22 protein-coding genes are annotated in these 24,628 nt (G+C 66.7%); 10 read left to right on the top strand and 12 right to left on the bottom strand.

What is annotated here, in order from left to right; translation table 11 throughout:
* Positions 1 to 83 precede the first annotated feature (83 nt).
* On the bottom strand, positions 84 to 512 hold the full coding sequence (locus LJ737_RS05800) for a helix-hairpin-helix domain-containing protein (RefSeq protein WP_227763643.1): 429 nt from the start codon (positions 510 to 512) through the stop codon (positions 84 to 86).
* A gap of 220 nt (positions 513 to 732) precedes the next feature.
* On the opposite strand from LJ737_RS05800, the gene LJ737_RS05795 reads away from it, so the two are divergent.
* Positions 733 to 1,533, top strand: a complete 801-nt coding sequence (locus LJ737_RS05795; protein WP_227763642.1) for an SDR family NAD(P)-dependent oxidoreductase — start codon at positions 733 to 735, stop codon at positions 1,531 to 1,533.
* A gap of 96 nt (positions 1,534 to 1,629) precedes the next feature.
* Here the strand turns inward: LJ737_RS05795 and LJ737_RS05790 are convergent, their stop codons facing one another.
* Complete coding sequence (locus tag LJ737_RS05790) at positions 1,630 to 2,082, bottom strand: DUF2141 domain-containing protein (protein ID WP_227763641.1); 453 nt, start codon at positions 2,080 to 2,082, stop codon at positions 1,630 to 1,632.
* Positions 2,083 to 2,435: 353 nt separating this feature from the next.
* Between LJ737_RS05790 and LJ737_RS05785 the strand changes: the two genes are divergently transcribed.
* Complete coding sequence (locus LJ737_RS05785) at positions 2,436 to 3,770, top strand: Gfo/Idh/MocA family protein (protein ID WP_227763640.1); 1,335 nt, start codon at positions 2,436 to 2,438, stop codon at positions 3,768 to 3,770.
* Positions 3,771 to 3,891: 121 nt separating this feature from the next.
* Here LJ737_RS05785 and LJ737_RS05780 read toward each other — a convergent pair whose 3' ends face one another.
* Both LJ737_RS05780 and LJ737_RS05775 read right to left on the bottom strand, forming a co-directional pair.
* Positions 3,892 to 4,698, bottom strand: a complete 807-nt coding sequence (locus LJ737_RS05780) for an alpha/beta fold hydrolase (protein ID WP_227763638.1) — start codon at positions 4,696 to 4,698, stop codon at positions 3,892 to 3,894.
* A complete protein-coding gene (locus tag LJ737_RS05775) occupies positions 4,695 to 5,108 on the bottom strand; it encodes a hypothetical protein (protein ID WP_227763636.1) in 414 nt (137 codons plus the stop codon). Before LJ737_RS05775 ends, LJ737_RS05780 begins: the two co-directional genes overlap by 4 nt.
* 209 nt (positions 5,109 to 5,317) lie before the next feature.
* Between LJ737_RS05775 and LJ737_RS05770 the strand changes: the two genes are divergently transcribed.
* Together LJ737_RS05770 and LJ737_RS05765 are read left to right on the top strand one after the other, a co-directional pair.
* Positions 5,318 to 6,316, top strand: coding sequence for an aldo/keto reductase (locus LJ737_RS05770; protein WP_227763634.1), 999 nt, complete (start codon positions 5,318 to 5,320; stop codon positions 6,314 to 6,316).
* 217 nt (positions 6,317 to 6,533) lie between these two features.
* Complete coding sequence (locus LJ737_RS05765; protein ID WP_227763633.1) at positions 6,534 to 7,592, top strand: ferredoxin--NADP reductase; 1,059 nt, start codon at positions 6,534 to 6,536, stop codon at positions 7,590 to 7,592.
* Positions 7,593 to 7,670: 78 nt separating this feature from the next.
* Here the strand turns inward: LJ737_RS05765 and LJ737_RS05760 are convergent, their stop codons facing one another.
* The gene (locus LJ737_RS05760) at positions 7,671 to 7,904 is read right to left on the bottom strand and encodes a hypothetical protein (protein WP_227763632.1); all 234 of its coding nucleotides are present in this window, start codon (positions 7,902 to 7,904) and stop codon (positions 7,671 to 7,673) included.
* A 229-nt stretch (positions 7,905 to 8,133) separates the two neighbouring features.
* On the opposite strand from LJ737_RS05760, the gene LJ737_RS05755 reads away from it, so the two are divergent.
* Complete coding sequence (locus LJ737_RS05755; RefSeq protein ID WP_227763631.1) at positions 8,134 to 9,453, top strand: MFS transporter; 1,320 nt, start codon at positions 8,134 to 8,136, stop codon at positions 9,451 to 9,453.
* A 135-nt stretch (positions 9,454 to 9,588) separates the two neighbouring features.
* Here the strand turns inward: LJ737_RS05755 and LJ737_RS05750 are convergent, their stop codons facing one another.
* Both LJ737_RS05750 and LJ737_RS05745 read right to left on the bottom strand, forming a co-directional pair.
* Positions 9,589 to 9,984 (bottom strand): hypothetical protein, encoded by a 396-nt coding sequence (locus LJ737_RS05750; protein WP_227763630.1) that lies wholly within the window; start codon positions 9,982 to 9,984, stop codon positions 9,589 to 9,591.
* Positions 9,985 to 10,115: 131 nt separating this feature from the next.
* Positions 10,116 to 10,712 carry a DUF4136 domain-containing protein gene (locus LJ737_RS05745; protein ID WP_227763629.1) on the bottom strand — a complete coding sequence of 199 codons (597 nt, stop codon included), beginning with the start codon at positions 10,710 to 10,712 and terminating at the stop codon, positions 10,116 to 10,118.
* A gap of 157 nt (positions 10,713 to 10,869) precedes the next feature.
* On the opposite strand from LJ737_RS05745, the gene msrA reads away from it, so the two are divergent.
* Entirely contained in the window at positions 10,870 to 11,538 is a 669-nt protein-coding gene (msrA, locus tag LJ737_RS05740; protein WP_227763628.1) for a peptide-methionine (S)-S-oxide reductase MsrA, read from the top strand.
* Between the two features lie 195 nt (positions 11,539 to 11,733).
* Here msrA and LJ737_RS05735 read toward each other — a convergent pair whose 3' ends face one another.
* The 4 genes from LJ737_RS05735 to LJ737_RS05720 form a co-directional block, all read right to left on the bottom strand.
* Complete coding sequence (locus LJ737_RS05735; RefSeq protein ID WP_227763626.1) at positions 11,734 to 12,309, bottom strand: fasciclin domain-containing protein; 576 nt, start codon at positions 12,307 to 12,309, stop codon at positions 11,734 to 11,736.
* A 173-nt stretch (positions 12,310 to 12,482) separates the two neighbouring features.
* The gene (locus tag LJ737_RS05730; RefSeq protein WP_227763624.1) at positions 12,483 to 15,347 is read right to left on the bottom strand and encodes a hypothetical protein; all 2,865 of its coding nucleotides are present in this window, start codon (positions 15,345 to 15,347) and stop codon (positions 12,483 to 12,485) included.
* A 140-nt stretch (positions 15,348 to 15,487) separates the two neighbouring features.
* Positions 15,488 to 15,886 (bottom strand): hypothetical protein, encoded by a 399-nt coding sequence (locus LJ737_RS05725; RefSeq protein WP_227763623.1) that lies wholly within the window; start codon positions 15,884 to 15,886, stop codon positions 15,488 to 15,490.
* Positions 15,887 to 15,940: 54 nt separating this feature from the next.
* Complete coding sequence (locus tag LJ737_RS05720; protein WP_227763622.1) at positions 15,941 to 16,336, bottom strand: hypothetical protein; 396 nt, start codon at positions 16,334 to 16,336, stop codon at positions 15,941 to 15,943.
* Positions 16,337 to 16,510: 174 nt separating this feature from the next.
* On the opposite strand from LJ737_RS05720, the gene LJ737_RS05715 reads away from it, so the two are divergent.
* The 4 genes from LJ737_RS05715 to LJ737_RS05700 all read left to right on the top strand — a co-directional run bounded on the left by LJ737_RS05715 (position 16,511) and on the right by LJ737_RS05700 (position 22,174).
* Entirely contained in the window at positions 16,511 to 19,552 is a 3,042-nt protein-coding gene (locus LJ737_RS05715; protein ID WP_227763621.1) for a PAS domain S-box protein, read from the top strand.
* An 88-nt stretch (positions 19,553 to 19,640) separates the two neighbouring features.
* Positions 19,641 to 19,982, top strand: a complete 342-nt coding sequence (locus LJ737_RS05710) for a hypothetical protein (RefSeq protein WP_227763620.1) — start codon at positions 19,641 to 19,643, stop codon at positions 19,980 to 19,982.
* 84 nt (positions 19,983 to 20,066) lie between these two features.
* Positions 20,067 to 21,224, top strand: a complete 1,158-nt coding sequence (locus tag LJ737_RS05705) for a methionine aminotransferase (protein WP_227763619.1) — start codon at positions 20,067 to 20,069, stop codon at positions 21,222 to 21,224.
* Between the two features lie 146 nt (positions 21,225 to 21,370).
* A complete protein-coding gene (locus tag LJ737_RS05700; protein WP_227763618.1) occupies positions 21,371 to 22,174 on the top strand; it encodes an amidohydrolase in 804 nt (267 codons plus the stop codon).
* A gap of 153 nt (positions 22,175 to 22,327) precedes the next feature.
* On the opposite strand, the gene LJ737_RS05695 is transcribed toward LJ737_RS05700, so the two are convergent.
* Positions 22,328 to 24,619, bottom strand: coding sequence for an FG-GAP-like repeat-containing protein (locus LJ737_RS05695; protein ID WP_227763617.1), 2,292 nt, complete (start codon positions 24,617 to 24,619; stop codon positions 22,328 to 22,330).
* Between the last annotated feature and the right edge of the window lie 9 nt (positions 24,620 to 24,628).

Genomic DNA, 24,628 nt, shown 5'->3' with positions numbered 1-24,628 from the left:
CCGCCCGCCACCCTCCGCACCTACCGCGGACTGGCGGGCGGCCGCGGTGTTAGCGGGCGGTGGGCCAGCAGCTAAGGCACTGGCTAGCCCAGGGCCTCGCGTACCCAGTCCTTGGCCTCGTCCAGCGTCGGCAATGAGGCGGCGTCCAGGGTGTAGTGCGTTTGGGCCACGGTGTTGGCAATGTATACCTGGGTGGCAATGCGCCCGAAGATGTTTTCGGCCGTGGCAATGCCGATGTGGCGCAGCCCGGCGGCATAGGCGCGGGCATTCCAGTCGGTTTCCAGCCAAATTTGGTCGGCCGGGGTGATGGCGCTCATCTGGCGTGCGTCCATAAGCCAGCCCAGCGGCCAGTACTGCTGCGCCTGGTCGGCAAAGGCCTCCAACGACTGGTTCATCAGGCCGCGGAACTGCTGCGAGTTGGCAAAGGCGTGCCATTGCACCACAATGCAGGGCACTTCCGGGGCAAACAGCAGGGAACCGTACGATTCAGCTTGCAGAACAACGTCAGACATGGGCGGCGGAAAACGCGGGCATCAAGGCAAAGCTACAAACCGCTGCCAATCCGCCCGAGTTTCATGCCCCAAACGGCGCAAAGCCTCTGCGGGTTACGCCCCGCCCAAGCCCGACCGTAAGCCCGCGCAAGCTCAACCGCCGCTTCAGTTTTGCGCAACGGGAAGCATAACCGGGTCGTTAGAAAGCTCTTCCGACCATCACCAACGAGTTACGCAACCAATGGCATCTACTTCCAACTACGCCCTCATCACGGGCGCCACCAGCGGCATCGGCTACGAGCTGGCCAAGCTGTTTGCTAAGGACCACTACAACCTCGTCATTGTGGCCCGCGACCAGCAGGCGCTGGACCGCGTGGCCGCCGACTTCCGCCAGCAGTTCGGCGTGGAGGTCGTCACCATCGCCAAGGACCTGTTTCAGCGCGAGGCGCCGTTTGAAGTCTACGAAACCGTGAAAGCCCAGGGCCTGCGGGTAGAAGCGCTGGTCAACGACGCCGGGCAGGGCCAGTACGGCGAGTTTATCGACACGGACATCAACCGCGAGCTGGACATCATTCAGCTCAACATCGGCGCCTACGTGGTACTTACCAAGTGCTTCCTGCAAGAAATGGTGGCCCGCGGCTCGGGCAAGATCCTGCAGGTGTCGTCCATCGGCGGGGAGCTGCCGGGGCCGCTGCAGTCGGTGTACCACGGCACCAAGGCCTTCGTGACGTCCTTTACCGAGGCCATCCGCGAGGAAACTAAAGACAAGGGCGTCACCATTACCGCGCTGCTGCCGGGCGTGACGGACACCGACTTCTTCCGCAAGGCCGACATGGAGCGCTCCAAGCTCGTGGCCGAGGGCAGCAAAGCCGACCCGGCCGACGTGGCCAAGGACGGCTACGAGGCGCTGCTGGCCGGCAAGGACAAAGTCGTGTCCGGCTTCATGAACAAAGTGCAGGTAGCCGTCAGCCACGTCATTCCCGACAACCTGGTAGCGGCCAACCTGCACCAGCAGGGCAAGCCGGTGGACGAGGGTAAATAAGGTGCGCCTTCGGCCCTTTCCACAACAAAAGAGCCCATTCCCGCGCGGGAATGGGCTCTTTTGTTGTGGAAAGGGCTGCTCGAACAGCCGCTTACCTCAGGGTTTCAGCACGATGCTCACCACCTTGCCCGGGCCGTTGACGGTGAACTTGCAGTCGTCGAATTCGGGCGGGGCGAAGCGCGGGCGCACGTTGTTGGAAAAGGCGAAGGGCTCGGTCGGGATGCCCATCATGTTCTTGTCCAGCTTGTCGTTGTTGTTGGTGTCCTGGGTAATAGCCACGGCCCAGTCGCCGTTGGGCAGTTCGATGGGCAGTGTAATGCGGTCTTGCCCACCCGGCCGCACCGCCTTCACGAAGGCGTATTGCTTGGGCTTCAAAAACGACTCGCGCAGGTTGTAGAAGTACAGTTTCACGGTCGATTCCGTCGAGGCGAGCTGCGACACCACTACCGTGACAGACGACGTGGCCACCGGATTACCGGCCAGGCAGGGCGCGGCGGCCCCGAAGAGGCTGCCGCCGAGGGCGACGAAAGCAAGCTGCAAGGACTTCATAATTGCGTTCGGCTGGTGGGGTACTGGGTAGGGAATCGTTAAGATAGGCAAAATAGTTGCCTCCCAACAAGATAATCGGACGTAACACAGCACGTTTAGGTTGTTAAGCCCGGCCGTTGGCGGCCGTCCCGCGCGGCTCGTACGCACTCCGCAGCTTGCGCGGGGCGGGCCTGGGAAAAGCGGCGTTACGACGCCCAAACAACCGTTTGGTAGCCTCGATTGGCAACGTTCCCGATAACGTTTGCGCAAAAAATCAGCCGGCAAGCGGGTGACTTTCAGAAGAATTCCCCCAACATTCAACCTCGCAACCCGCTCACCGAATCGTTCCCACCCGTTTTCCTCCCACCCACGCCATGCAACGCCGCACCTTTTTGCAGCACTCTGGCACTGTCGCCGCCGGCGCCCTGCTCGCTCCCGAGCTGCTGGCCGGAGGCTTCGCGGCGGGCAAGAAAACGCGCGTGGCCATGGTGGGCACCGGGCACCGCGGCCTGGGCATGTGGGGCGTGGACGTGCTCAAGGAGCACGGCGAGCGGGTAGAGTTTGTGGGCCTCTGCGACATCAACCCCGGCCGGGTGGAAACCGGCAAGAAAATGCTGGGCGTGAGCTGCCCCACCTTCACCGACTTCGACAAGATGATGAAGCAGGTGAAGCCGGACGTGCTCATCGTCACCACCGTCGACGCGACCCACGACCAGTTCATCGTGAAAGGGCTGGAGTACGGGGCCGACATTGTGACGGAGAAGCCCATGACCACCGACGAGAAGAAGGCCCAGGCCATCATCGACGCGGAACGGCGCACGGGCAAGAAGGTGAAAGTGACCTTCAACTACCGCTACTCCCCGCACCGCCAGAAGATTTACGAGCTGCTGCGAGCCGGCGCCATCGGGCAGGTCACCTCGGCCGATTTTCACTGGTACCTCGACGTGCACCACGGCGCCGACTACTTCCGCCGCTGGCACCGCCTGCGTCAGAACAGCGGCTCCCTGCTCGTGCACAAAGCCACGCACCACTTCGATTTGCTGAACTGGTGGCTGGAGTCGGACCCGGAGGAGGTGTTTGCCTTCGGGCAGCTGAACTTCTACGGCAAAAACAACTCGTTTCGGCACACCCACTGCCGCCCCTGCCCGCACAAGGACAAGTGCGCGTTCTACTGGGACATGACCAAGGACGAGCGGCTGATGAAAATCTACGCCGCCAACGAGCAGTACGACGGCTACCACCGCGACGGCTGCGTGTGGCGCGAGGACATCGACATCTTCGACAAGATGGCGGTGCAGATCAAGTACGCCAACCAGGTGCAGGTGAGCTACTCGCTGACCACTTACTCGCCCTACGAAGGCTACCGCATTGCCTTCAACGGCACGAAAGGGCGCCTGGAAGCCTGGATCAAGGAAAAGCAAACCTGGGACGAAGAGCCCGTCGACGAAATTCAGCTGACGACCAACTTCGGCAAGCGCGAAATCATCCGCCTGCCGAACAACGAACCCGGGCACGGCGGGGGCGACGTACGGCTGCGCAAACAAATTTTTAATCCCGATGGCCAGGACCCGTACCGCCAGGCCGCCGGTACCCGCGACGGGGCCATGTCCATCTTGGTGGGCATTGCCGCCCGCCACAGCATCGACTCGGGCAAGCCGGTGCGCATCGGGGAGTTAACTACACTGAAGCCGCAAGTCAACCGGACGTAGCCAGGGGTTGGGAGAATGCACCAAAACTACTCCGGCTGGCAAGGGCATTGGGGAATGGACCCGACGCGAGCTTCAGAAGGGGCGTGAGCAGCAGCTCGCGCCCCCTTTTTTTGCCCCTACCCTAAGCGCACGCGCGGCGCACGAAGTCCACGGCCAGGCGCAGCGTTTCGTGCGGGGCTTCCTTGTGCGGGCTGTGGGCGGCGCCGGGCAGCAGCACGGCCTCGGCCGGGCCGCCGACCTGGCGGGCAATGGCCTCGACCTGCGCTGCGGTGCCGTATTCGTCGGCTGCGCCCTGCAGCACCAGCACCGGGCACCCGATGCGCGGCAGGTGGCTTTCGATGTTCCAATCCCGGAATTCGGGCAACAGCCAGGTATCGGCCCAGGCGCGGAAGACGGCGTCGGTTTTGTCGCCGTGGTAGCGGGCGAGGCGCTCGGGCAGGTTGGTGGTGAGGTACTGCGCTTGGGCAGCGCGGATGCCGGCCAGGGTGAGGTCCTCGACGAAGACGTGGGCGCCTTCCGTCACCACGGCGGCCACGCGAGTGGGGAACCGGGCGGCGGCCAGCAAAGCGATGCTGCCGCCGTCGGAGTGCCCGAAGAGGACAGCCCGGTCGACTTGGCAGGCGTCGAGCAGCTGGTGCAGCACGGGCGCTTCGGCGGCCAGGTAATCAAGCCCGCGGGGCTCACCGCTGAAGGGAGTAGACTGCCCGTAGCCGCGGCGGTCGTAGACGAGGGCGTGGCAGCCGGTGGCCAGGGCGAGGCGGGCGGGAAAGTCGCGCCAGAGGCGGATGCAGCCCAGCGAATCGTGCAGAAACACCAGCCAGGGCCGGGCGTCGGCGGCCTTGTCGGGCACCCGGAGGGTTTGCACCCGCAGGCAGTAGCCGCCGAGGCGGACGTCGGTTTCGCGGACGGTGCACGCGGCGCTGCTCATGCCTCCACGCTGCGCAGCCACTGCTTGGCTTCTTCCAGGTCGCCGAACATGCGCAGGTCGAACACGCCTTCGATGCGCTGGTGCAGGTCTTCGATGGACAGTTGCCCGAAGAGGCCGGGCGAGAGGACGTGGGCAAAGTAGCGCAGGCCGGCCTGCAGGATGAGCGGCGTCCAGACGTTGGCAATCCACTCGTTGGCCTCGGTGAAGCGGCCGATGAGCTCGGAATGGTCGTTGAGCAGCTTGGGGCAGGGCTCTTCGCGCAGCATCTGCACGTAGGCCATGCCGCCTTCCATCACGGTTTCCTGCGTTTGCACGCCCGACCAGCGGGCGTGGATCCAGCCTTCTTCGCGGTTACGCTCGGCGGTGAGGTAAACGTGGCCGTCGGCGCGGCGAAATTTGGTAATTGACATGGGAAAAACTAGCGGCGCGGCAAGCGCAGCAAAACTACTACGGCCCGCCTCGGTATACGGCTCAAGCATAACCTTCGGCGGCCCGCGGCGGTTAATGCAGCCGACTTAAACCGAACGGCCCCCGGCCGTTTCCGGGCGAAAGTCAACGAACGGTCTTTTCATCGTCCAAGCCACTCGCCGGAGTGGCCCTGGGCATCACGTTTTCCGCTATGGAATATCAACAACTGGGCGACTCGGGCGTGACCGTGTCGCGAATTACGTTTGGCAGCTGGGCTGCGGGCGGCTGGATGTGGGGCGGCACCGAGCAAAACGACGCCGTGGGCGCCATTCGCCGCTCCTACGAGCTGGGCGTAACCAGCATCGACACGGCCCCGATCTACGGGCAGGGCCTGAGCGAGGAAATCGTGGGCGAGGCCATCAAAGGCCTGCCGCGCGACAAGGTGCAGCTGCTGACCAAGTTTGGCATGCGCTGGGATTTGCCCGCGCCCCAGGGCGACTTCGGCTTCAAAACCAAGGACAACAACGGCCAGGACCTGGACGTGTACAAGCTGGCCACGCCCGCGAGCATCGTGAAGGAGTGCGAAGATTCCTTGCGCCGCCTCGGCACCGACTACATCGACCTCTACCAGATTCACTGGCCCGACGTGACCACGCCCATTCACGACACGATGGAAGCCGTGCAGCGCCTCATCGAGCAGGGCAAAGTGCGGGCCGCGGGCGTGAGCAACTACTCGGTGGCGCAGATGCAGGAAGCCGAGCAGGTGCTCCAGCTGGCCTCGAACCAAGTGCCTTACAGCATGGTGCGCCGCGACATCGAGGCCGACGTGCTGCCCTACTGCCGGGAACACCACAAGGCTGTGCTGGCCTACAGCCCCTTGCAGCTGGGTTTGCTGACCGGCAAGATCAAGCCCGGCCAGGACTTCGGGCCCGGCGACCTGCGCGCCACGCACCGCCTCTTCACCCCCGACAACGTAACCCGCGTCAACGCCTTCTTGGACCGGCTGCGGCCGCTGGCCGACGCCAAAAACGCCACGTTGGGCCAGCTGGTGATTCGCTGGACGCTGGCGCAGCCGGGCCTGACCGTGGCCCTGGTGGGCGCCCGCAACGCCGCGCAGGCCGAGCAGAACGCCCGCGCCATCGACGTGCAGCTCTCGACCGAAGACCTGGCGTTTATCGACGGGGAGCTGGCCCGGCTGCAGCTGAGCTAGCCGCTTTTTTTCGCGGTTGCGGACAAAAAATTCACCGAAAGCCAAAACTTAATTCCGCGAAAGGCCAACTAAATGGCTTAGCCTGCGTAAGTTGGCATCCGTCCTTTTTCCGCAACCCCAACACCCGGCGCCCGGCCGCCCTGCCTTTCTGCAGGGTAGCCGGGCGCCGCCGATTGCGCGCCAGTCGCGAATTTGCTGCCGACTCCGTTTTCCGCTTATGCCCTCCGCCGACTCGCCCTACCGCCCGCTGCGCGTCCTGGCCGTGCACCCCGAAACCGCCGACACCCGCACGCTGCTGCTGGCCCCCGCCGACGAGCAGCCCCTCGCTTACCGCGCCGGCCAGTACCTCACGCTGGTGCAGCACGCCCACGGGCGGGAAACGCGGCGCTCCTACTCGCTTAGCTCCAGCCCGGCCCTGGACGAGCCGCTGGCCCTTACCGTCAAGCGCATCGACAACGGGCTGTTTTCGCGCCAGCTCGTCGACCGCGCCCGGCCCGGCGACGTGCTGCTGACTACCGGCGCGGCGGGCCTGTTTACCCTGCCCGAAGACCTGAGCGCGGTGCAGCAGGTGTGGTTCTTGGCGGCCGGCTCGGGCATCACGCCCGTTTATTCCTTGCTGAAAACGCTGCTGGCTACGCAGCCCGGGCTGCCGGTGGTGCTGGTGTACTCCAACCACGCGCCGGCTACCACCATTTTCCGGACCGAACTGGAAGCCCTGGCCGCCCGGCACCCGCAGCAGCTGCGCATCGAGTGGCTGTACAGCAACGCGCCCGATTTGGCCCGGGCCCACCTCTACAAAGAGCTGCTGGAGCAGCTGGTGCGGCAGTACGCCCCAGCCCCGCCGAGCGCACTACTAGCCTACGTGTGCGGACCGCTGAATTACATGCGCATGTGCACCTACGCCTTGCGCGAGCTGCACGTGCCCACCGACCACATTCGGCGCGAAAACTTCGTGACCGAACCGGCCTACGTGCCCCCGCTGCTCCCGCCCGACACCGACGCGCACGCCGTGACAGTGCACTGGGCTGGGCGCGCCTACACGTTCGAGGCCCAGCACCCGGCTACCATCCTGCAAGCGGCCCGTCGCCACGACCTGCGCCTGCCCTACAGCTGCGAGGCCGGCCGCTGCGGCAACTGCGTAGCCCGCTGCACCCAGGGCCGGGTGTGGATGAGCTACAACGAGGTATTGACCGAGCGCGACCTGGCCCGCGGCTTGGTGCTGACCTGCACTGGCTACGCCGTGGGCGGCCCGGTGCAGCTCGATATCGAAGGCTGAACGGCGTAGCGGTTGGGAGAAGCAGAGTTGCGCAGCTGCCGTTGGGGTGATGCTGGTAGCTGTGGGGGTTGACCGCGGTTAATCGTTCCAGTCGTCGAGGTCTTCCAGCTGCGACACGTGGCGGATTTCGTCGAGCAGCCGTTCGGCTTGGTGCAGGTCGGTGTTGGGGTCTTCGGCCCATTGGCACAGCGCCCGGCAGTACACCTTCAAAGCCGTTTCGTGGCCCGACGCTTCCTGCAGCTGGTGGTGAAAGCTCTTCACGCTTTCAACGAGCAAGGCTCTTTTCTTGAGGTAATCACGCGTGGCAGGCATAGGTGTATCGGAAACAAGGGGAATGGGGAACGGACGGTATCCGAATAATACGAGCATTATCGGAGAATTGTCGGCGTGCCTACAATTTTTGCCAGGAATAATTACAAATACCGCCGGGTGGCTGGTATTCTGACCGGCGGCAGGTAATGCCGACGTTCCGAGCGCGGCCGGTGAGCACCGCCGCGTGGTCGGCCCGCGGTTCGGCGGCGAGGTGCCATCTTGCGGTCCTATGAGTTTGCCCCCCGCTTCTGCCCCGCGCACCGCCGGCGCCCGCATCCGGTCCATCATCAGCGGCTCCATCGGCAACCTGGTGGAGTGGTACGACTGGTACGTGTACTCCGCCTTTGCCCTGTACTTCGCCCCGGTGTTCTTTCCCAGCGGCAACCTCACCCTGCAGCTGCTCAACTCGGCCGCGGTGTTTGCGGTGGGCTTTCTGATGCGGCCCCTGGGCGGCTGGCTGATGGGCACCTACGCCGACCGCCACGGACGCAAAGCGGCCCTGCTGCTCTCGGTGCTGCTGATGTGCGGCGGCTCCCTGCTCATTGCCCTCACGCCGGGGTTCGAGCAAATCGGGTGGGCGGCGCCGGTGCTGCTGGTGCTGGCGCGGCTGCTGCAGGGCCTGAGCGTGGGCGGGGAGTACGGTACCTCGGCCACGTACCTGAGCGAAATGGCCGACGAGCGGCACCGCGGCTTCTACTCCAGCTTTCAGTACGTGACCTTGCTGGCCGGGCAGCTGCTGGCCTTGCTAGTGCAGCTGGGCCTGCAGCAGGGGCTCACGCCGGCCGAGCTGCAGCGCTGGGGCTGGCGCGTGCCCTTCGTCATTGGGGCGGCGGCGGCGCTGGTGGCGCTGTACCTGCGCCGCCACATGGCCGAAACCGAGTCGTTCAGCCAGCAGGCCGCGGCACCCGAGGCGGCCCCGGAAAGCAAGCTGCGCGTGCTGTTGCGCCACCCGCGCGAGGTGCTGACGGTGGTGGGCCTCACGCTGGGCGGCACCATCGTGTTCTATACCTTCACCACCTACGCGCAGAAGTTTCTGGTCAACACCGCCGGCTTCAGCAAGGAACAAGCGGCGCAGGTGTCGTTCTGGACGCTGGCCGTGGCCCTGGTGCTGCAGCCGCTGATGGGCGCCCTCTCCGACCGGGTGGGCCGCCGGCCGCTGCTACTCTTCTTTGGCGTGGGCGCCACCCTGGGCACTGTGCCCCTGCTTACGCTGCTGGCCCGCGCCAGCAGTACCTGGGCCGCCTTTGGCCTGCTGGTGGTGGCCATCGTCATCATGAGCGGCTACACGGCCATCAACGCCGTGGTGAAGGCCGAGCTGTTTCCGACCCACATCCGCGCCCTGGGCGTGGGCCTGCCCTACGCCCTGACGGTGGCCGTTTTCGGTGGCTCGGCCGAGTACGCGGCCCTGCAAGCCAAGCAATGGGGCGTGGAGTCGGCCTACTACTGGTACGTGACGCTGTGCGCGGCCGTCTCGCTGCTGGTCTACTGGCGCATGGCCGACACCAAGCACACCTCGCGGATTGACGAGCGGCCCCTAGAAAACAGCTAAGCCGCCCGGGCGGCGGCTCCGACGGGCGTTGAAGCTAGTTGAATACAGACTGCGCAGAGCGAACCGACGGTCGGCGTAGCCCAGGTTGACAACGGGTTACGGTTCTGTGTGCTTCCGAAAACCCGTTCCGGCCCGTTACATCTGCCGCAGCCAGGCCTGGGCAATGGCCGCGTCGTTGAAGGCCAGCACCAGCGGGCGGGTGGTGTGGCTCAGCATCAGGTCGGTGCTCAGGCGGCTGTAGTGGTTGGGCGAGTACACCCAGGCGAAGTACTCCAGCCCGGCGTCGGCCATGAGCGGAAACCACACCGTGCCGCCCCACTCCGCCGCTTCCGACCACATGCTGGTGACTTCACGGTTGTCGTTGAGCACTTTGTGGCAGCGCTCCTGCTTCAGCACCTCCAGCATGTGCAGGCAGCCCGCGTGCACCGAGTCGTAGTCCTGCTCGCCGGTCCAGTTGGCGTAAAGCCAGTCGTTGGCGTAGTCGTAGGCAATGGTCAGGTAGGCGCTTGCGAAGAGGGTATTGAGGGCCATGCGGCAGCCGGGTAGCGGGTGGGAGGAGGACGTAGCGCCGGGACCAAGCGCCAAGCGGCCCGGCCCAAACTCCGCGTAGTACGGAATTCAGGCCGGGCCGTTGGCTGCCGCGTCAAAAGCAGCGCCGAAGTTTACTTGCGCTCCTTCACCGGGAATTTGTCGAGGATGTCGCGGGCCGATTCGGCAAACCGTTCCCCGGCCCGGGCGGGGTTGTTGACGGCGTCGGACACGGAGCCGCGCCAAATCATGTTGTTGGTCTTGGCGTCGATGAAATCGAGCACCAGCATGCCTTCCTGGTAGGTTTCGGTGCGGTAGCCGCTAGGGGCCTGGTACCAATAGGTGTAGTTGACGGGGACCAGAGCGCCGCGGAAGCGCACCAGGTAGGGGTAGCTCACGGGCACGGCGGGGTTGGGCGGGTTGGCCACGGTACGCTCGGCCTGCTCCACGTAGAGGTGGTAGGTCAGGTAGAGGTCGGGGCGGCCGGAGGTAGCTTGCGTCAGGCCCCGCTTGGCCAGCTCGGCGTCGATGGCGGGGCGCAGCACGCCGTCCTGCAGCTGGCTGCGCAGGGCCGGGCCCTGGGTGTTGTCGGTTTTCACCTCGGTATCGGCCCAGGCGTAGGTGCGGTACTGCGAGTAATCCACGTTGGCTTTTTCCTGCACGTTGACGGACGAGCAGGCGCTCAGCCAGCCCAGCAACAGGAGCAGCACCGTTATCGGTCGGAAGTTCATCTTGGTCGGTGTTGGTTGGGGTTGGTAGGTTTTCCTCCTACCCCGCTTGCAGCCAATTGGTTTTGCCCGAGCTTGCCAACGCCCGCCCCGCCGCGTTTTGCCGGGGCCGCATCCGAATCAATCTGCCCGCTCGTATGTTGAAGCAGATATGCTCCGAATGAAACAACTGCTTGTATTACTGCTGGCGGCGCTGGGCGCGGTCAGCTGCGAAGCCCGCTCCGGCGCGGGCGCCACGCCGCCCCAGGAAGACCACCGCTTTGCCGAGCTGCCCAAGCCCCTGCCGGGCGAGGCCGTGGCCACGTTTGCCAGCGGCTGCTACTGGTGCGCCGAGCACGTGTTCGAAAGCCTGAAGGGCGTGCGCACCGTCATTTCGGGCCACGCGGGGGGCACCGTGCCCAACCCCACCTACGAACAGGTGGGCCGCGGCGGCACCGGCCACGCCGAGGCCATTCAGGTCTACTACGACCCTAAGGTCATCAGCTTCCCGACGCTGCTGAAGGTGTTCTTCGTGCAGCACGACCCCACCACGCTCAACCGCCAGGGCCCCGACGCGGGCGAGGAGTACCGCTCCATTGCCTTCTACCGCACCCCGCAGGAAAAGCAGCAGATTGAGGCGGAAATCAAGCGCGTCACCGCTGCCAAGCTCTACTCGAACCCCATCGTGACGCAGGTGGTGCCGTTCAAGGCTTTCTACCCGGCCGAGCGTTACCACCAGGATTACTTCGTCAACCACCCCGACAACCCCTACATCCGCAACGTGTCGACGCCGCGCTACAACCACTTCGCGCAGGCCTTTCCGGAGCTGATCAAGAAGCCCGGCACCTAAGCCGCGTCTTGCTGCCCGTCTTTACTGCCCCGCCGGTTTCACCTCCCGGCGGGGCTTTTTTGTTGGCCCGGGCGGGCGGCCGGTCGGCTACTGCCGCGGCCGGAGCACAACTATCCACAGTACAATTCCTGACAAAACACCAAGCCCCGTCAACTGCGGGCAGTTGACGGGGCTGTAAGGGGTAGGGCCGGCAGCTTATTTCGGCAGCAGCACTTTGTCGATGACGTGAATCACGCCGTTGCTCTGCAGCACGTCGTAGGTCGAGATGCTGGCCACGTTGCCGCCCTCGTCGACGAGCACCACGTTGTGCGGGCCGTTCATCATGGCGGTCAGCGTGCCGCCGCTCACGGTCTTGAGCGTGGCCTTGCCCTTGCCGGCTTTGATGGCGGCCATCAGCTTGTCGGCGGTCATGTTGCCGGCCACCACATGGTAGGTCAACACCTTGGTCAGCGCGGCCTTGCTTTCGGGCTTCAACAGGCTTTCTACGGTACCAGCGGGCAGATTTTCGAAAGCGTCGTTGACCGGAGCGAAGACGGTGAAGGGGCCTTTGCCCTGCAGCGTCTCCACCAGGCCGGCGGCTTTCACGGCGGCTACCAGCGTGGTGTGGTCCTTGGAGTTCACGGCGTTTTCAACAATGTTTTTGCTCGGCAGCATGGCCATGCCGCCCACCATCACGCTGTTAGGCGAAAGTTGAGCCGACTGCGCCGAAGCCGAGTACGAAACGCCACCGAGCAGGGCAATCAGAGCCAGGGAAAACAGGTTCTTTTTCATCGAGAGGAGTGAGTGACTGAATGTGCGGCGACCTACGCCGCCCAGCCCGGCAGCGGATTTAGCAAGCCCGACATTTTTCGCTCACCCTCTCGGCACCATCCTATTTTACAGCGCGTTTATTTTTCTGTTTCGACGCGCGAACTGACTCAGGCCGCCGGCCCGCATCAAGCCCGTTAGATGCCGATATCGAGCACCAGCGGATCAAGGCGCCACTGCCCCCGGTAGGTATCGTAGGCGTAGCGCAGGCCAGTTTCGAGCGGGGTGCGCAGCCGCAGGAAGTTGAACACCACCGACACCGAGCCGCCCACGTCGCGGTAGTCGCGGCCGACGGTGGGGCCGGAGCGCCCCCGCCCCACGTCGACGAAGGCCGTGCCCTTGAAGCGCTGCACGTACAGCCAGCGGCCGGCGGCCCAGTGCGTATCGAAGAGCGGCAGGCGGTACTCGGCGCTGCCCACGGCCAGCCGGTCGAAGCCCACGTAGCTGGAGGCGCGGGGAAAGAACACGGCCGGGGCAAACTGGTACTCGCGCTGCTGCAGGCGCTGGTAGCCGGCGCGCAGGCGCAGGGAGTGGTGCTTGCCCAGCCCGGGGAAGTACAGGCTGCCGATGGCGCCCCACTGCCGCGCGTCGAGGCCGCGGCCGAAGGGCGTGAGGCGGCCGGTCAGCAGCAGGGCCTGGCCCCAGCGCGGCCCCACGTCGCGGGCGCTTTGCTTGAGCTGCCGGGCGTAGCTGAGCGTGGTTTCGACGGCGTTGAGCGGGTTGTTCGGGCCCACGTCGCGCAGGTAGCGCCGGGGCAGGTCGTAGCCGCGCACTTCCTCGTGCAGGTAGTAGGCGCCCAGCGTGAGGGCTTGCAGGTATTTCGAGCGGGTGAGCGTGAGCGGCAGGCGCAGGCCGGTGCGCAGGCGGGTGTAGCGCCACTGGTCGCGGTACTCGGTGCCGCCCACCACGATGCCCGCGTCGCGGCCGCCGTGGGTCAGGTCGAGGTCGAAGACCGGGTAGCGGCCCTGGTAGCTCAGGCCCGCAAACACGGCGCCGGTGCGCTCGGTCTGGTCGAAGGAGACGCCGGCAATGGCCTGGGTGGTGCTCAGGTAGTCCTGGGAGCGGATGCCCAGGCTCAGGCCCGTGCCCTCGGGGCTCTGCACCAGCCCGTAGCTGAACACGTGGAAAGCGTGGGCCAACGGCGAGTACCGCTGCACCGGAAAGCGCCCGGCCGAATCGGCGGCCGTGAGCTGCGGGCGCAGGCGCGGGGCGCCCGGGTCGGTGGCGGTGAGCTGGGCGGAGTACAACCGCTCGGGGTCGGCGGCCGGGGCCGGCGCGGGCGTCCAGGTGGCCGGGTCCAGGGGCATTTCCACGATGCGGCTGCCCTGGGCGCGGAAGTCGTGGAAGGCGAGGTGGCGTCCGTCGGGGGCCACGGCGGCGTGGTAGGCGCCCAGCGGCCGGCTTGTCACCTGGTAGGTATGCCCGGTGCTCAGGCTGACGGCGTGGATGTTATCGGCGCCCGACTGCGGGGAGTTGTAGAGCACGTAGTCCCGCCAGGGTTGCGGATTCGAGAGGTTCACGTTGGCCGTGGGCAGCAGAGCCCGGGCCGCGCCGGTGCCCGAGTCGAGCACTTCGATGGTTTTGCCAGCCTTGTCGAGCACCACGGCCACCACGCGCTGGCCGTCGGGCAGAAAACGAGGCTGCAGGTACAGGCGGTTCTGGGGGTTGGGCCAGGACTGGAGCACGGCGCCGGTGCGCGCGTCGAGCACGACGAGGTGGTGGCGGTAGCTGGCGTCGGTTTCGGTGGCCACCAGGCGCGTGCCGTCGGGCGAGAGGGCGGCGCTGGTGTAGCGCGTGCGGCGGGTCAGGCGGGTGAGCCGGCCGCTGGCCAGGTCGAGCACGCGCAGCTCGGAGTAGGTGCGCTGCCCCCAGCGCGCGTCGGGCTGGTACTCGGGCCACACGGCCTTGCCGGCGGCCACGCTCAGGGCCTCGGGCAGGTGCAACAGCCCCGGCACGAACACCTTCTCCTCGCGGCCGTGGCGGCCCAGTCGCACCCACTGCGCAATGTCGCCCAGGCCCGATTTCAGGGCCAGCACGGTGCTGTCGGTGAGGTACTGCGGAAACTCGTAGTTGGTGTACACCTTTTCCCCAGCCTGCCCGCTGAAGTCGCGGGCCGCGGTCAGGGCCCGCTCCGGCTGCTGCCGGCGCCACACCGAGTCGGCCTCCTGCATGGCGCGCTGGTACACCTGCTCCACCTTCAGCTCGGTGACGTGGCGGATGCCGGCCGAAAACGAGAACGGGTAGAACGGAAAGCGGTAGTAGTGGTCGAGCACCCGGTCCCAGGCGTCGGGGCCGTAGTGGCTTTTCACGTACGAAGTCAGGAAGTAGCCCAGCGTGTACCAGTTGGGCACTTGGTGGCGGTAGGAGCCGCCCACGGCCTCCTGGTAGGAGTAGCGGCGGCCGGCCAGCAGGTTGGCGCGCAGGCCCACGTCGAAATTGGGAATGCGCCCGCGGCCGCTGCGCGTCAGGGCCGTTTCGGTGCCCACGGCGTCGCCCTCGAAAAACCACGGCGGCACCCCCACCGCCATCACGCCCAGCGCTCCGTCGCCGAGCAGGGGCACCAGCACCCGGCCCAGCCCCTGCCGGGCCTTGTCGAACTGCCCCACGTGCCGAAACTCGTGCACCACCAGCTGGTCAAGCCAGTCGACGGTGCCCAGGCTCATGTCCTGCGGGGGCACCACGAAGAACTCGGCCCGGCGCGGCAAAAACGTCACGAAGCCGTTGCTGACGGTGGTTTGCGTTTGCAGCACCACCGTCAGGGGCCGCGCCCGCACGCCCAAAGACTGCGTGCCGGCGGCGTGGGCCTGCTCCAGGCGCCGGGCCGTGTGCTGGGCGGCCGAGTCGAAGCCGGCGGGGTAGAGCACCCGAAAGTGCGGGGTGCGCACGCGCTGCCAGCGCAGCTCGGGCGGGTTTTGGTCGAGGATGGGCAGGCTCTGGGCGGCCGCCGAAACGGCGCCCAAGCCCAGCACGAGCAGCGGAGCAAGCAAAGTGGGACGGAGCATCAGCGGTAAAGCTGCCCAGCCCGGCCCGCATTTCCAACCCGCTGCGGGCGGGAGGCGGGGCGGCGGGGCCGGCGTTTACGAATCCGCGTTCCGGCGGCCCGGCGGCTCCCTCCGCCAACCCGCAAACACCCCACCCAGCTTTACCCGGCGCAGCTGTCGAGCCAGGCGGCGGCGGCCTCCACGTCGTCGAAGGCGCGGATGGTGGGCTGCTGGGCGTAGGCCAGGGCTTGGTTGATGCTCAAGCGGCCGTAGATGCTTTGGGCGTACACCCAGGCAATGTACTGCACCCCGGATTCGCTTAGTTCGCGCAGAAAGTCAGTACCGACCCATTCCGCGGCGTCGGCCCACAAGCTGCACACCAAACGATTATCGTTGAGCACTTTGTGGCAGCCGTGCTCCCGGGCGTAATGCAGCAGGGTGGCGCAGCCGAGCTGCACCTTGCGCACGTCTTGGCGGGGCTGCCAGTCGGCGTAGAGCCAGCGGTGGTCGGGGTCGTAGTCGAGGCGCACGGCCTCGTCGTGGTATAGGTGGCGGAGCATGGATAGGCAGCTAACGGTGGCGCGCAGCCCCGCCGGCCGCCGCTCCGGCCGGGCTTACACCTGCCGCAGCCACGCACTGGCCGTATCGAGACTGTCAAAGGTCAGTACGACGGGCTTGCTCGTGTGTTGCAGCGTGAGGTCGGTGCTTAGGCGGCTGTACACGTTGGGCGAATACACCCAGGCGAAGTACTCCAGCCCGGCCTCGGCCATGAGCGGAAACCACACCTTGCCGCCCCATTCCGCCGCATCGGCCCAGATGGTTTGCACCCGGCGGTTGTCGTTGAGCACCTTGCGGGCCCCTTCTTGCCGCAGTAGGTCCAGCATTTTCAGCGCCCCGGCCTGCACCGAAAACGAGTCTTGCTCGGCCTGCCACTCGGCCAGCAGCCAGTCGTTGGCGGTGTCGTAGGCAATATGAATGACTGCATCCTGGTGAAGTAAGCGTAGCGCCATGCGGGTGGGAAAGAGCAATCGGCCGTAAACGGCAACCCGGGCGCCCGGGTTGCGCTTCCAGGGGCGTTTCGGGCAGAAATTTTCGGATTACCGGCTGGGGGGCGCCCGGCGGCCGGGCCCACCTACGTATCTTTGACTACGCTGCCCCACCGTTTAGCCCGCTTCCGCGCCGTCATGCTCTCGTCTCCAGCCCCCGATTTCGGGCTCCTGTTCGACGCCTTACCGACGCCTCACCTGGCCCTGACGGCCGACCACACCGTGGCGGCCGCCAACGCGGCTATGTGCCAGTGGCTCGGACGCCCGGTGGCGGCACTGGTGGGCACCGACGCCGCTACCGCCCTGCCCCTGGCCGGCCCCGGGCCCGACTGGCAGGAGCTGTTGCGCGCCCTCGGGCAGCACCGCCGGGAACTCACCGTGCAGCTGCACACCCCCGCGGGCCTGCAGGCGCTGCTGCTGCGCCCCGTGCCCGCCGAGGCCGCAGCCGAGCTGCGCTACGTCTTGGCGCTGCCCGCCCCGCCGCCCACCGCCGCCGCCGGCGTGCGCCGCCAGCAGGAGCAGTTCCGGTTTCTGAGCGAGTTTATTCCGCAGCTCGTTTGGACCACCAACGCCCAGGGCCAGCCCGACTACTTCAACCAGCGCTGGCTCGACTACACCGGCCTGCCCGGCCTGAGCGCCCCCGACCCAGCCTGGACCACCGCCCTGCACCCAACCGACGCGCCCGCCGCGGCCCAGCGCTGGCAGCTGGCCCTGGCCGGGGCCGAGCCCTACCGCGCCGAGCTGCGCCTGCGCGCCCACGACGGCCGCTACCGCTGGTTTCTGGTGCAGGCCCTGCCCCTGCGCAGCGCCCAGGGCCGCGTGAGCCAGTGGCTGGGCACCTGCACCGACATCGACGACGCCAAGCGCGTGCAGCAGCGCCTGCTGGCCAAGGACCGGCAGCTGCAGCAGATTTTGGGCGAGGTGCCGGCCTACGTGGCCACCCTGTTCGGCACCGAGCACATCTGCTCCTTTGTCACGCCCAATTTTCAGGCCCTGCTCGGCGGCCGCCTGCGGGTGGGCTGGTCGGTGCGCGAAACCGTGGCCGAGTTTCAGGAGCAGGGGTTGCTGGACCTGCTCGACGAGGCCTACCGCAGCGGCCGGACCCTTACCCAACCCGCCCGCCTGCTCGACTGGCTGAACGCCGTGACTGGCCAGCACACCCGCCGCTACTACGACCTGACACTGCAGCCCCTGCTGACCGAGCAAGGGCTGGTGCAGGGTGTGCTCTTTTTTGCCATCGACGCCACCGAGCGCGTGCAGGCCCAGCAGCGCAGCGAGCGGCTGGCCGCCGCCGGCCGCCGCCGCAACGAGCAGGTGCGGTCCATGACGGAGGCGCTGCCGCTCATCAGCTTCAGCCAAGCCCCTAGCGGCCGCATCGTGTACGTGAGCCCGCAGTGGGGCCACTACACCGGCGTGCCCACCCTGGCCGGCCGCGGCCGCGACTGGCGCAGCTTCGTGCACCCGGACGACCTGGCGCCGGTGGCCACCTCGTTTGCCCGCGCCCGCCGCGCCCGCACGCCCTGGACCACCCAGCTGCGCCTGCGCCGCCACGACGGGCACTACTGCTGGCACCTGGTCCGCTCCTTGCCCGTATTCGACGCCCAGGACCGCCTCAGCCGCTGGTACGGTTCGCTCACCGACGTGCACGAGCAGCAGGAGCTGCACGAGCGGCTGCGGCGCTCGGAGGAGCGCTTCCGCTTCCTCACCCAAAGCGTGCCGCACATCATCTGGACGGCCGACGCCGCGGGCCGGCTCGACTACCTGAGCCCGCAGTGGTTTCGCCTCACGGGCCAGAACCCGCAGGACCCGGCGGTGCTCGGGCCCGAAGCCGGCTGGCAGCTGGCCCTGCACCCCAGCGACGCGGCCGCCACCCGCGCCCGCCTGCTGACCGCCTTGCAAACGCGCCGCTCTTTCATGATGGAAGCGCGCCTGCGCCGCCGCGATGGGCAGTACCGCTGGCACCTGGTGCACGGCGTGCCCGAGCTGGGGCCCGACGGCGAGGTGCTGCGCTTTTTCGGCTCCAACACCGACATCCACGAGCAGTACGAGCTGCAGGCCGAGCTGCGCCGCTCCGAGGTGGAGTTTCGCTTCTTGGCCGACAGCATTCCGCAGCTGGTGTGGACGCTGGAGCCCGACGGCACGCCCAGCTTCCTGAACGAGGAATGGCAGAAGTACACCGGCCTGACCCTGCCCGAGGTGCAGCAGCACGGCTGGGGCACGCTGGTTCCCGAGCCCGAGCGCGCCCTGGCCGAACGCACGCTCGGCGACAACGTGCGCCTGGGCCGCGTGCACGAGCACGAAAACCGCCTGCGCCGCGCTGCCGACGGGCAGTACCGCTGGCACCTGCACCGGGCCCGCCCCATGCGCGACGCCGACGGGCGCATCGTGCGCTGGTTTGGCACCAGCACCGATATCGACGACTACAAGCGCTTTCAGCACGAGGTGGAAGCCCGCAACGCCGAGCTGGTGCGCATCAACCAGGACCTGGACAACTTCGTCTACACCGCCTCCCACGATTTACGCCAGCCCATCGACAACATGGGCGGCATCTTCCACGAGCTGGTGCGCTCGGCCCGCTTCGACGACCCCGAGGCGCCGGCCCTGGTGACAATGTTCGAACACTCGCTGGAGCAGATTTACACCACCATTCAGGAGCTGTCGGCGCTGGTGCAGGCGCAAAAGCACAACCTAACTGCGGCCCCCGAGCAGGTGCGCCTGGAGCGCCTCACCCAGGAGGTGCTGCACAGCATTGGGGAGCAGATCCGCAACACGGGCGCCGTGGTCGAAACGGACTTTGCCGAGGTGCCGGCCGTGGAGTTTATCCGACCCAACCTGCAGAGCGTGCTCTACAACCTGCTCAGCAACGCCGTGAAGTACCGCGCCCCCGACCGGCCGCCCCGCATCCGCGTCTGGACCCAGCGCCTGCCCGCCGGCGGCACCCAGCTCACCGTGCAAGACAACGGCCTGGGCATTGATTTGGCGCGCCACGGCAAGGACCTGTTCCAGCTGTTTCGCCGCTTCCACGACCACGTGCCCGGCTCGGGCACTGGCCTGTATCTGGTGCAGCGCCTGGTGCAGGCCCACGGCGGGCAGCTGGAGGTGGAAAGCCAGGTAGGCGAGGGCACCACGTTCCGGGTGAAGCTGCCCAACGCGGAAAACGGGGCGGCGCGGGCCGAATAACCACAGCCGCTCGAGCGCAGCGCAAGGCTGGATGTTGACCACACTAAACCGCCAGACTACCATCCTGCTGGAAACCGTCGGCTTGCCGATGCTGGCCTACCAGTTTCGCCAGGCCGGCTCGCCGGAATCCGTGCTGGCGCAGGTGCTGCTCCAGGGCCAGCAGATCCGTTCGGTGCACCAGCCCGGGGCCGCAGCCTACGGCTTTTGTCTTTGGCTGGACAGCCCGTTGTGGAACCATGCAAACCAAACCCAGCTGCTGCGTTTTCTGAACCTGGTTGGCGAGCGGCTGGCTGCGGATGCGGCCTTCCGCCAACGCGTTGCGCACGAGCTGCTATTGCCTCCGTTGTACCAGTCCACCTCTTTGCGGCCCGCCGGTGACGACGAAGGGCGGCTGTTCCCCTTGCTCAGCTTGGCGCTGGCGCTGCGCTGATGCCGGCGCGGGGCCGGCACCGTTTGCCGCGTTGATTGCGCCTGCGTTACTTGCCTGGAATTCCCACTATTACCTGCGCGCTCTGTGCTTACCTCCAAACTCCCCGACGTCGGCACCAGCATTTTCGCGGTGATGACCCAGCTGGCCACCGAGCACGGCGCCATCAACCTCGCCCAGGGCTTCCCCGACTTTAACCCGCCCGCGGCCCTTACCGAAGCCCTCGTGCGCCACGCCCAAGGCAGCCAGCACCAGTACGCGCCCATGCCCGGCCTGCCGCGCCTGCGCGAGCTGATTGCCGCCAAAACCGCCCGCGTCTACGGCGTGGCGGCGCCCGACCCGGCCACCGACATTACCGTGTGCAGCGGCGCCACCGAGGCCCTGTTTGCCGTCATCACGGCCGTGGTGCGCCCCGGCGACGAAGTACTGGTACTCGAGCCGGCCTACGACTCCTACGCCCCGGCCATCCGGCTGGCGGGCGGGCGGCCCGTGTACGTGCCGCTCAGCCTGCCCAGCTTCCGACCCGACTGGGACCGGGTGCAAGCTGCCCTGAGCCCGCGCACCCGCCTGGTGATGGTGAACACCCCGCATAACCCCACCGGCACGGTGTGGACCGAGGCCGACTGGCAGCAACTAGCCGAGCTGCTGCGCGGCACCGAGGCCCTGCTGCTCTCCGACGAAGTGTACGAGCACATGACCTTCGACGGGCGCCCGCACCGCTCGGCCCTGCAGCACGCGGAGCTTCGTGCGCGGGCCTTCGTGGTGTCGTCGTTTGGCAAAACCTACCACGCCACCGGCTGGAAAGTGGGCTACTGCGTGGCCCCGCCCGCACTCAGCGCCGAAGTGCGCCGCGTGCACCAGTTCGTGACCTTCGCCGTGAGCACGCCCTTTCAGCTGGCCATTGCCGACGTGCTCGGCGACGCCGGCAGCTACGACTACCTGCCCGCCTTCATGCAGCAGAAACGCGACCTGTTCGGGCAGCTCATGCAAGGCACCGGCTTCGAGCTGCTGCCCTCCGAGGGCTCCTACTTCCAACTCGCCCGCTACCAGCAGCTGGCGCCCGGCGAGGACGACGTGGCCTTTGCCCGCCGCCTCACGCAGGAGGCCGGCGTGGCGGTGGTGCCCGTGTCGCCCTTTTACCATGATGGCACCGACCCCGGTTTGGTCCGCTTCTGCTTTGCCAAGCAGGACGACACCTTACGGGCCGCCGCCGAACGGCTGAACCATTTCAGCACCCAACGATAAGTCATTGATTCGCTGACTGGTATCCCTTAGACCTTAGTAATTATTGCATAATAACAACCTATTATTAGGACTATATATATTTCAATTTGGCTTTATGAACGCAATTCAGTAACATGCTCGGGAAATACCCATAGCGCCCTTTCTCCGTGTCCGACCTCACCGTTTCCTTTGTTCAGCTCGCCCTAAAATGGCACGCGCCCGCCGCCAATCGGGCCGAGCTGGCCGCGCACGTTGCCGAAATTTCCGTTGCCACCGACTTGATTGTGTTGCCCGAAATGTTCAGCACCGGGTTCAGCATGGACGCCGAGCATTGGGCCGAACCGGCCGAAGGCCCGACGCTGACGTGGATGCGCCAGCTGGCCGCCAGCCGCGACGCCGTGGTGACGGGCAGCGTGATGACGCGCGACGAGGAGGGCCGCTTCTACAACCGCCTGCTGTGGGTGCGTCCCGACGGCTCGTACAGCCATTACGACAAGCGCCACCTCTTCCGCATGGCCGGGGAGCACGAGGTGTACGCCGCCGGGCAGCAACGTCTGATTGAGGAGTGGCGCGGCTGGCGCATCTGCCCGCTGATTTGCTACGACCTGCGCTTCCCCGTGTGGAGTCGCAACGACCTGCACCACCCCTACGACCTGCTGCTGTACGTAGCCAACTGGCCCGCCGCCCGGCGCACCGCCTGGATAACCCTGCTACGCGCCCGCGCCATCGAAAACCAGGCCTACACCATGGGCGTGAACTGCCTCGGCCTCGACCCCAGTGGCCAGCCCTACGACGGCGACTCGGCCCTGCTCGACATGAAAGGCGAATACCTGGTGGAAGTTGGCAACCAGGAAACCAGCATCACCCGCACCCTGCGCCGCGCCGACCTGGAGGCCTACCGCAGCCGCTTCCCCGCCCTGCTCGACGCCGACGAATTCGAGCTGCGCACGAGCGAAGTTGTGAAGTTGTGAAGTTGTGAAGTTGTGAAGTTGTGAAGTGTAATAATTCACTTCATCCTTCCTTGCGGTCAACCTTGAAAATGAACGGCCCCGGCAGCTGATGCTGCCGGGGCCGTTGGCGTATTGCAGGAGTGCCCGAACGGCACTCACCATTTCACCACTTCACTACTTCACCGTGAGACGGCGCACGCCGCGGCGGCCGGTGGCGTCCGTAGCTTCGAGCAGGTAGACGCCGGCGGCCAGCCCGGCCACGTTCAACTGGTGCTGGCGCTGGGGTGCGTCGGCGGGCTGTACCACGCGGCCCAGCAAGTCGCGCAGCAGCACGCGGGTGGCGGTGGGCGTTTCCACGGTCACCACGGCCTGGGCGGGGTTGGGGTACACCTGCAGCGGCAGCGCCTCGGCGGCTTGGCTGCGGGCGCTGGTCACGCGGTTGCGGGCGCCGAAGAGCAGCAGCCCGCCCGTTTCGGTGCCGGCCACCAGTTCGGGCGTGCCGTCGGCGTTGAGGTCGGCCAGGGTCAAGTGGTAGCGGCCGGTGCGGCCCAGGCGCGAGGCCTCGTACTGGTTCGTCAGGGTGTTGAGCAGCAGGTCGGTGCGGTCGAAGAACACTCCGGTTTGGGCGCGGTAGTTGGCGTAGAGGTGAATCGTACCAGTGGCGTCGATGGTCAGCAGGTCGGGCGTGCCGTCCCCGTCTACGTCGGCCACGGCGGGCGCCAGGCCCTGGGGGCGAGCCCCCGAGCCTGCCCGGATAGCGCCGTAATCGTCGCTCACCAGCGTAAAGCCATCGGCCAGGGGCTGGGCCGGGTCGCGGTGGTAGTAGTAGAGCGAGCCGCCGCTGGTGCCGGGCGAGGTGCCCAGCAGCAGGTCGAGGTTGCCGTCGCCGTCCACGTCGGTAAAGCAGGGGGTGTCCTGGCTGCGGTTGCCGAGCCCGTTGAGGTTGTTGAGCTGCGCCGTGTTGAAGGTGACGGCGGCGCCGGCCGTGGCCGTGTTCAGGTAGTAGAAGATAAACGAAGCGCCGATGTAAGTGCCGCCGAAGGCCAGGTCCAGGGCGCCGTCGCGGTTAAGGTCCACCAACGTGGGGCGCAGGTTGCTGAAGTTCTTGGCCGACAGGCCCAGGTAGTCGCTGGTGACGAGGCTGAACACCGGCTGCTGGCTCGTGCCCACGTTGCGGTAGTAGGCCAGCTGGGAACGGTAGTCGGTGCTGGTGTAGTAGGTGCCGTACTGGTCGCGGCCGTTGGCCACGAGCATGTCCACGCGTCCGTCGCCGTCGATGTCGCCGAAGGTGGCGGCGGCCGCCTCGCTCACGTCAATCATCTGGCTTTGCAGGAAGCTGCCGGTGCGGCGCACGTACACGGGGGCGGCGGCGGTGCCGGTGTTTTCAAACCACACCCCGTTGTTGCGCATGCTGGTTTTGTCGGTGTGGTCGACCTGGGCGGCGGCTACCACCAGATCCGGCGTGCCGTCCAGGGTGGCGTCGACGACAAACGGCGCCGGGTAAGTGATGACCGACACCGCCCCGGCCCCGTTCGGAATGCTGCTGAGCACGCTGCTGCCGTTGGTGTTGGCCGCGGCGGCCGTGCCCGAGTTGCGGATGGCGGCCAGCTCGGCGTAGAAGTCGCGGCCGATAAGCAGGTCCTGGTCACCGTCGTTGTCGAAATCCTGCAGCAGCAGGGCCGCCCCGCCGGTGTGGTTGATGCGGCCCGCGCCGGGGTTGGGGTCGGCCGGGCGGCACTGGGCCCCGCCCGGGGCGTAGCTGGTGCCGGAGGGGCCGCAGAACCGCACGTTGGCCCAGGCCTCGGCCGAGCGGTAGTTGAACTGCAGCCCGCCGCAGGCGCCGGTGCTGATGTTCTGGTAGTACTGCAGCGTGCCGTTGCCGATCTGGCTGGGAATCAAAATATCAATCTTCCCGTCGCCGTTCGCGTCCTGAATAGCGGGGATGTCGTAGGGGCTCACGTACACGCCGCTCAGCGACGGGCGGCCATCTACCTGCTGAAACTCGAGCTGCGCGGTGACCAGCTGAAACGAGGGGCGCCCGCCCGGGCCAACGGTATTGCGGTACACGCGCACATCGGACCCGTTGTTGGCCGCCCAGAGGTCGGGGCGGCCGTCGCAGTCGTAGTCGCGCAGCAGCGCCCAGTTGGTGAGGTCCGCCGGAAACAACGACTCGTAATCCGGGGCGTACACCCAGCGCTTGTTGGTGCCGGTGCCCGCGTTCAGGTAGGTGAGCACGCGGCCCGTCATGCGCTCGAACACAAACAAATCCTGCTGCCCGTCGCCATTCAGGTCGATGTTGGAGTACTGGGGGCTGTCGAGGCCGCCGTCCCAGGCCCGGCGCAGGGTGTCGCCGGCAGCCAGCACGGGCGCCAAGCGGGGGCGAAACTCGAACCCAAACCGGGTGGTCTGGGCGGCCAGGCTCAGCGGCAGCAGCAGGGCCAGTAAAACAGGTACACGGTGTAGCATAAAATCAGG

Origin of the sequence: Hymenobacter sp. 15J16-1T3B (genome assembly GCF_020711235.1) — a bacterium.
In the GTDB taxonomy this organism is placed as follows: domain Bacteria; phylum Bacteroidota; class Bacteroidia; order Cytophagales; family Hymenobacteraceae; genus Solirubrum.
This window is presented reverse-complemented; position numbering and strand designations above follow the sequence as displayed.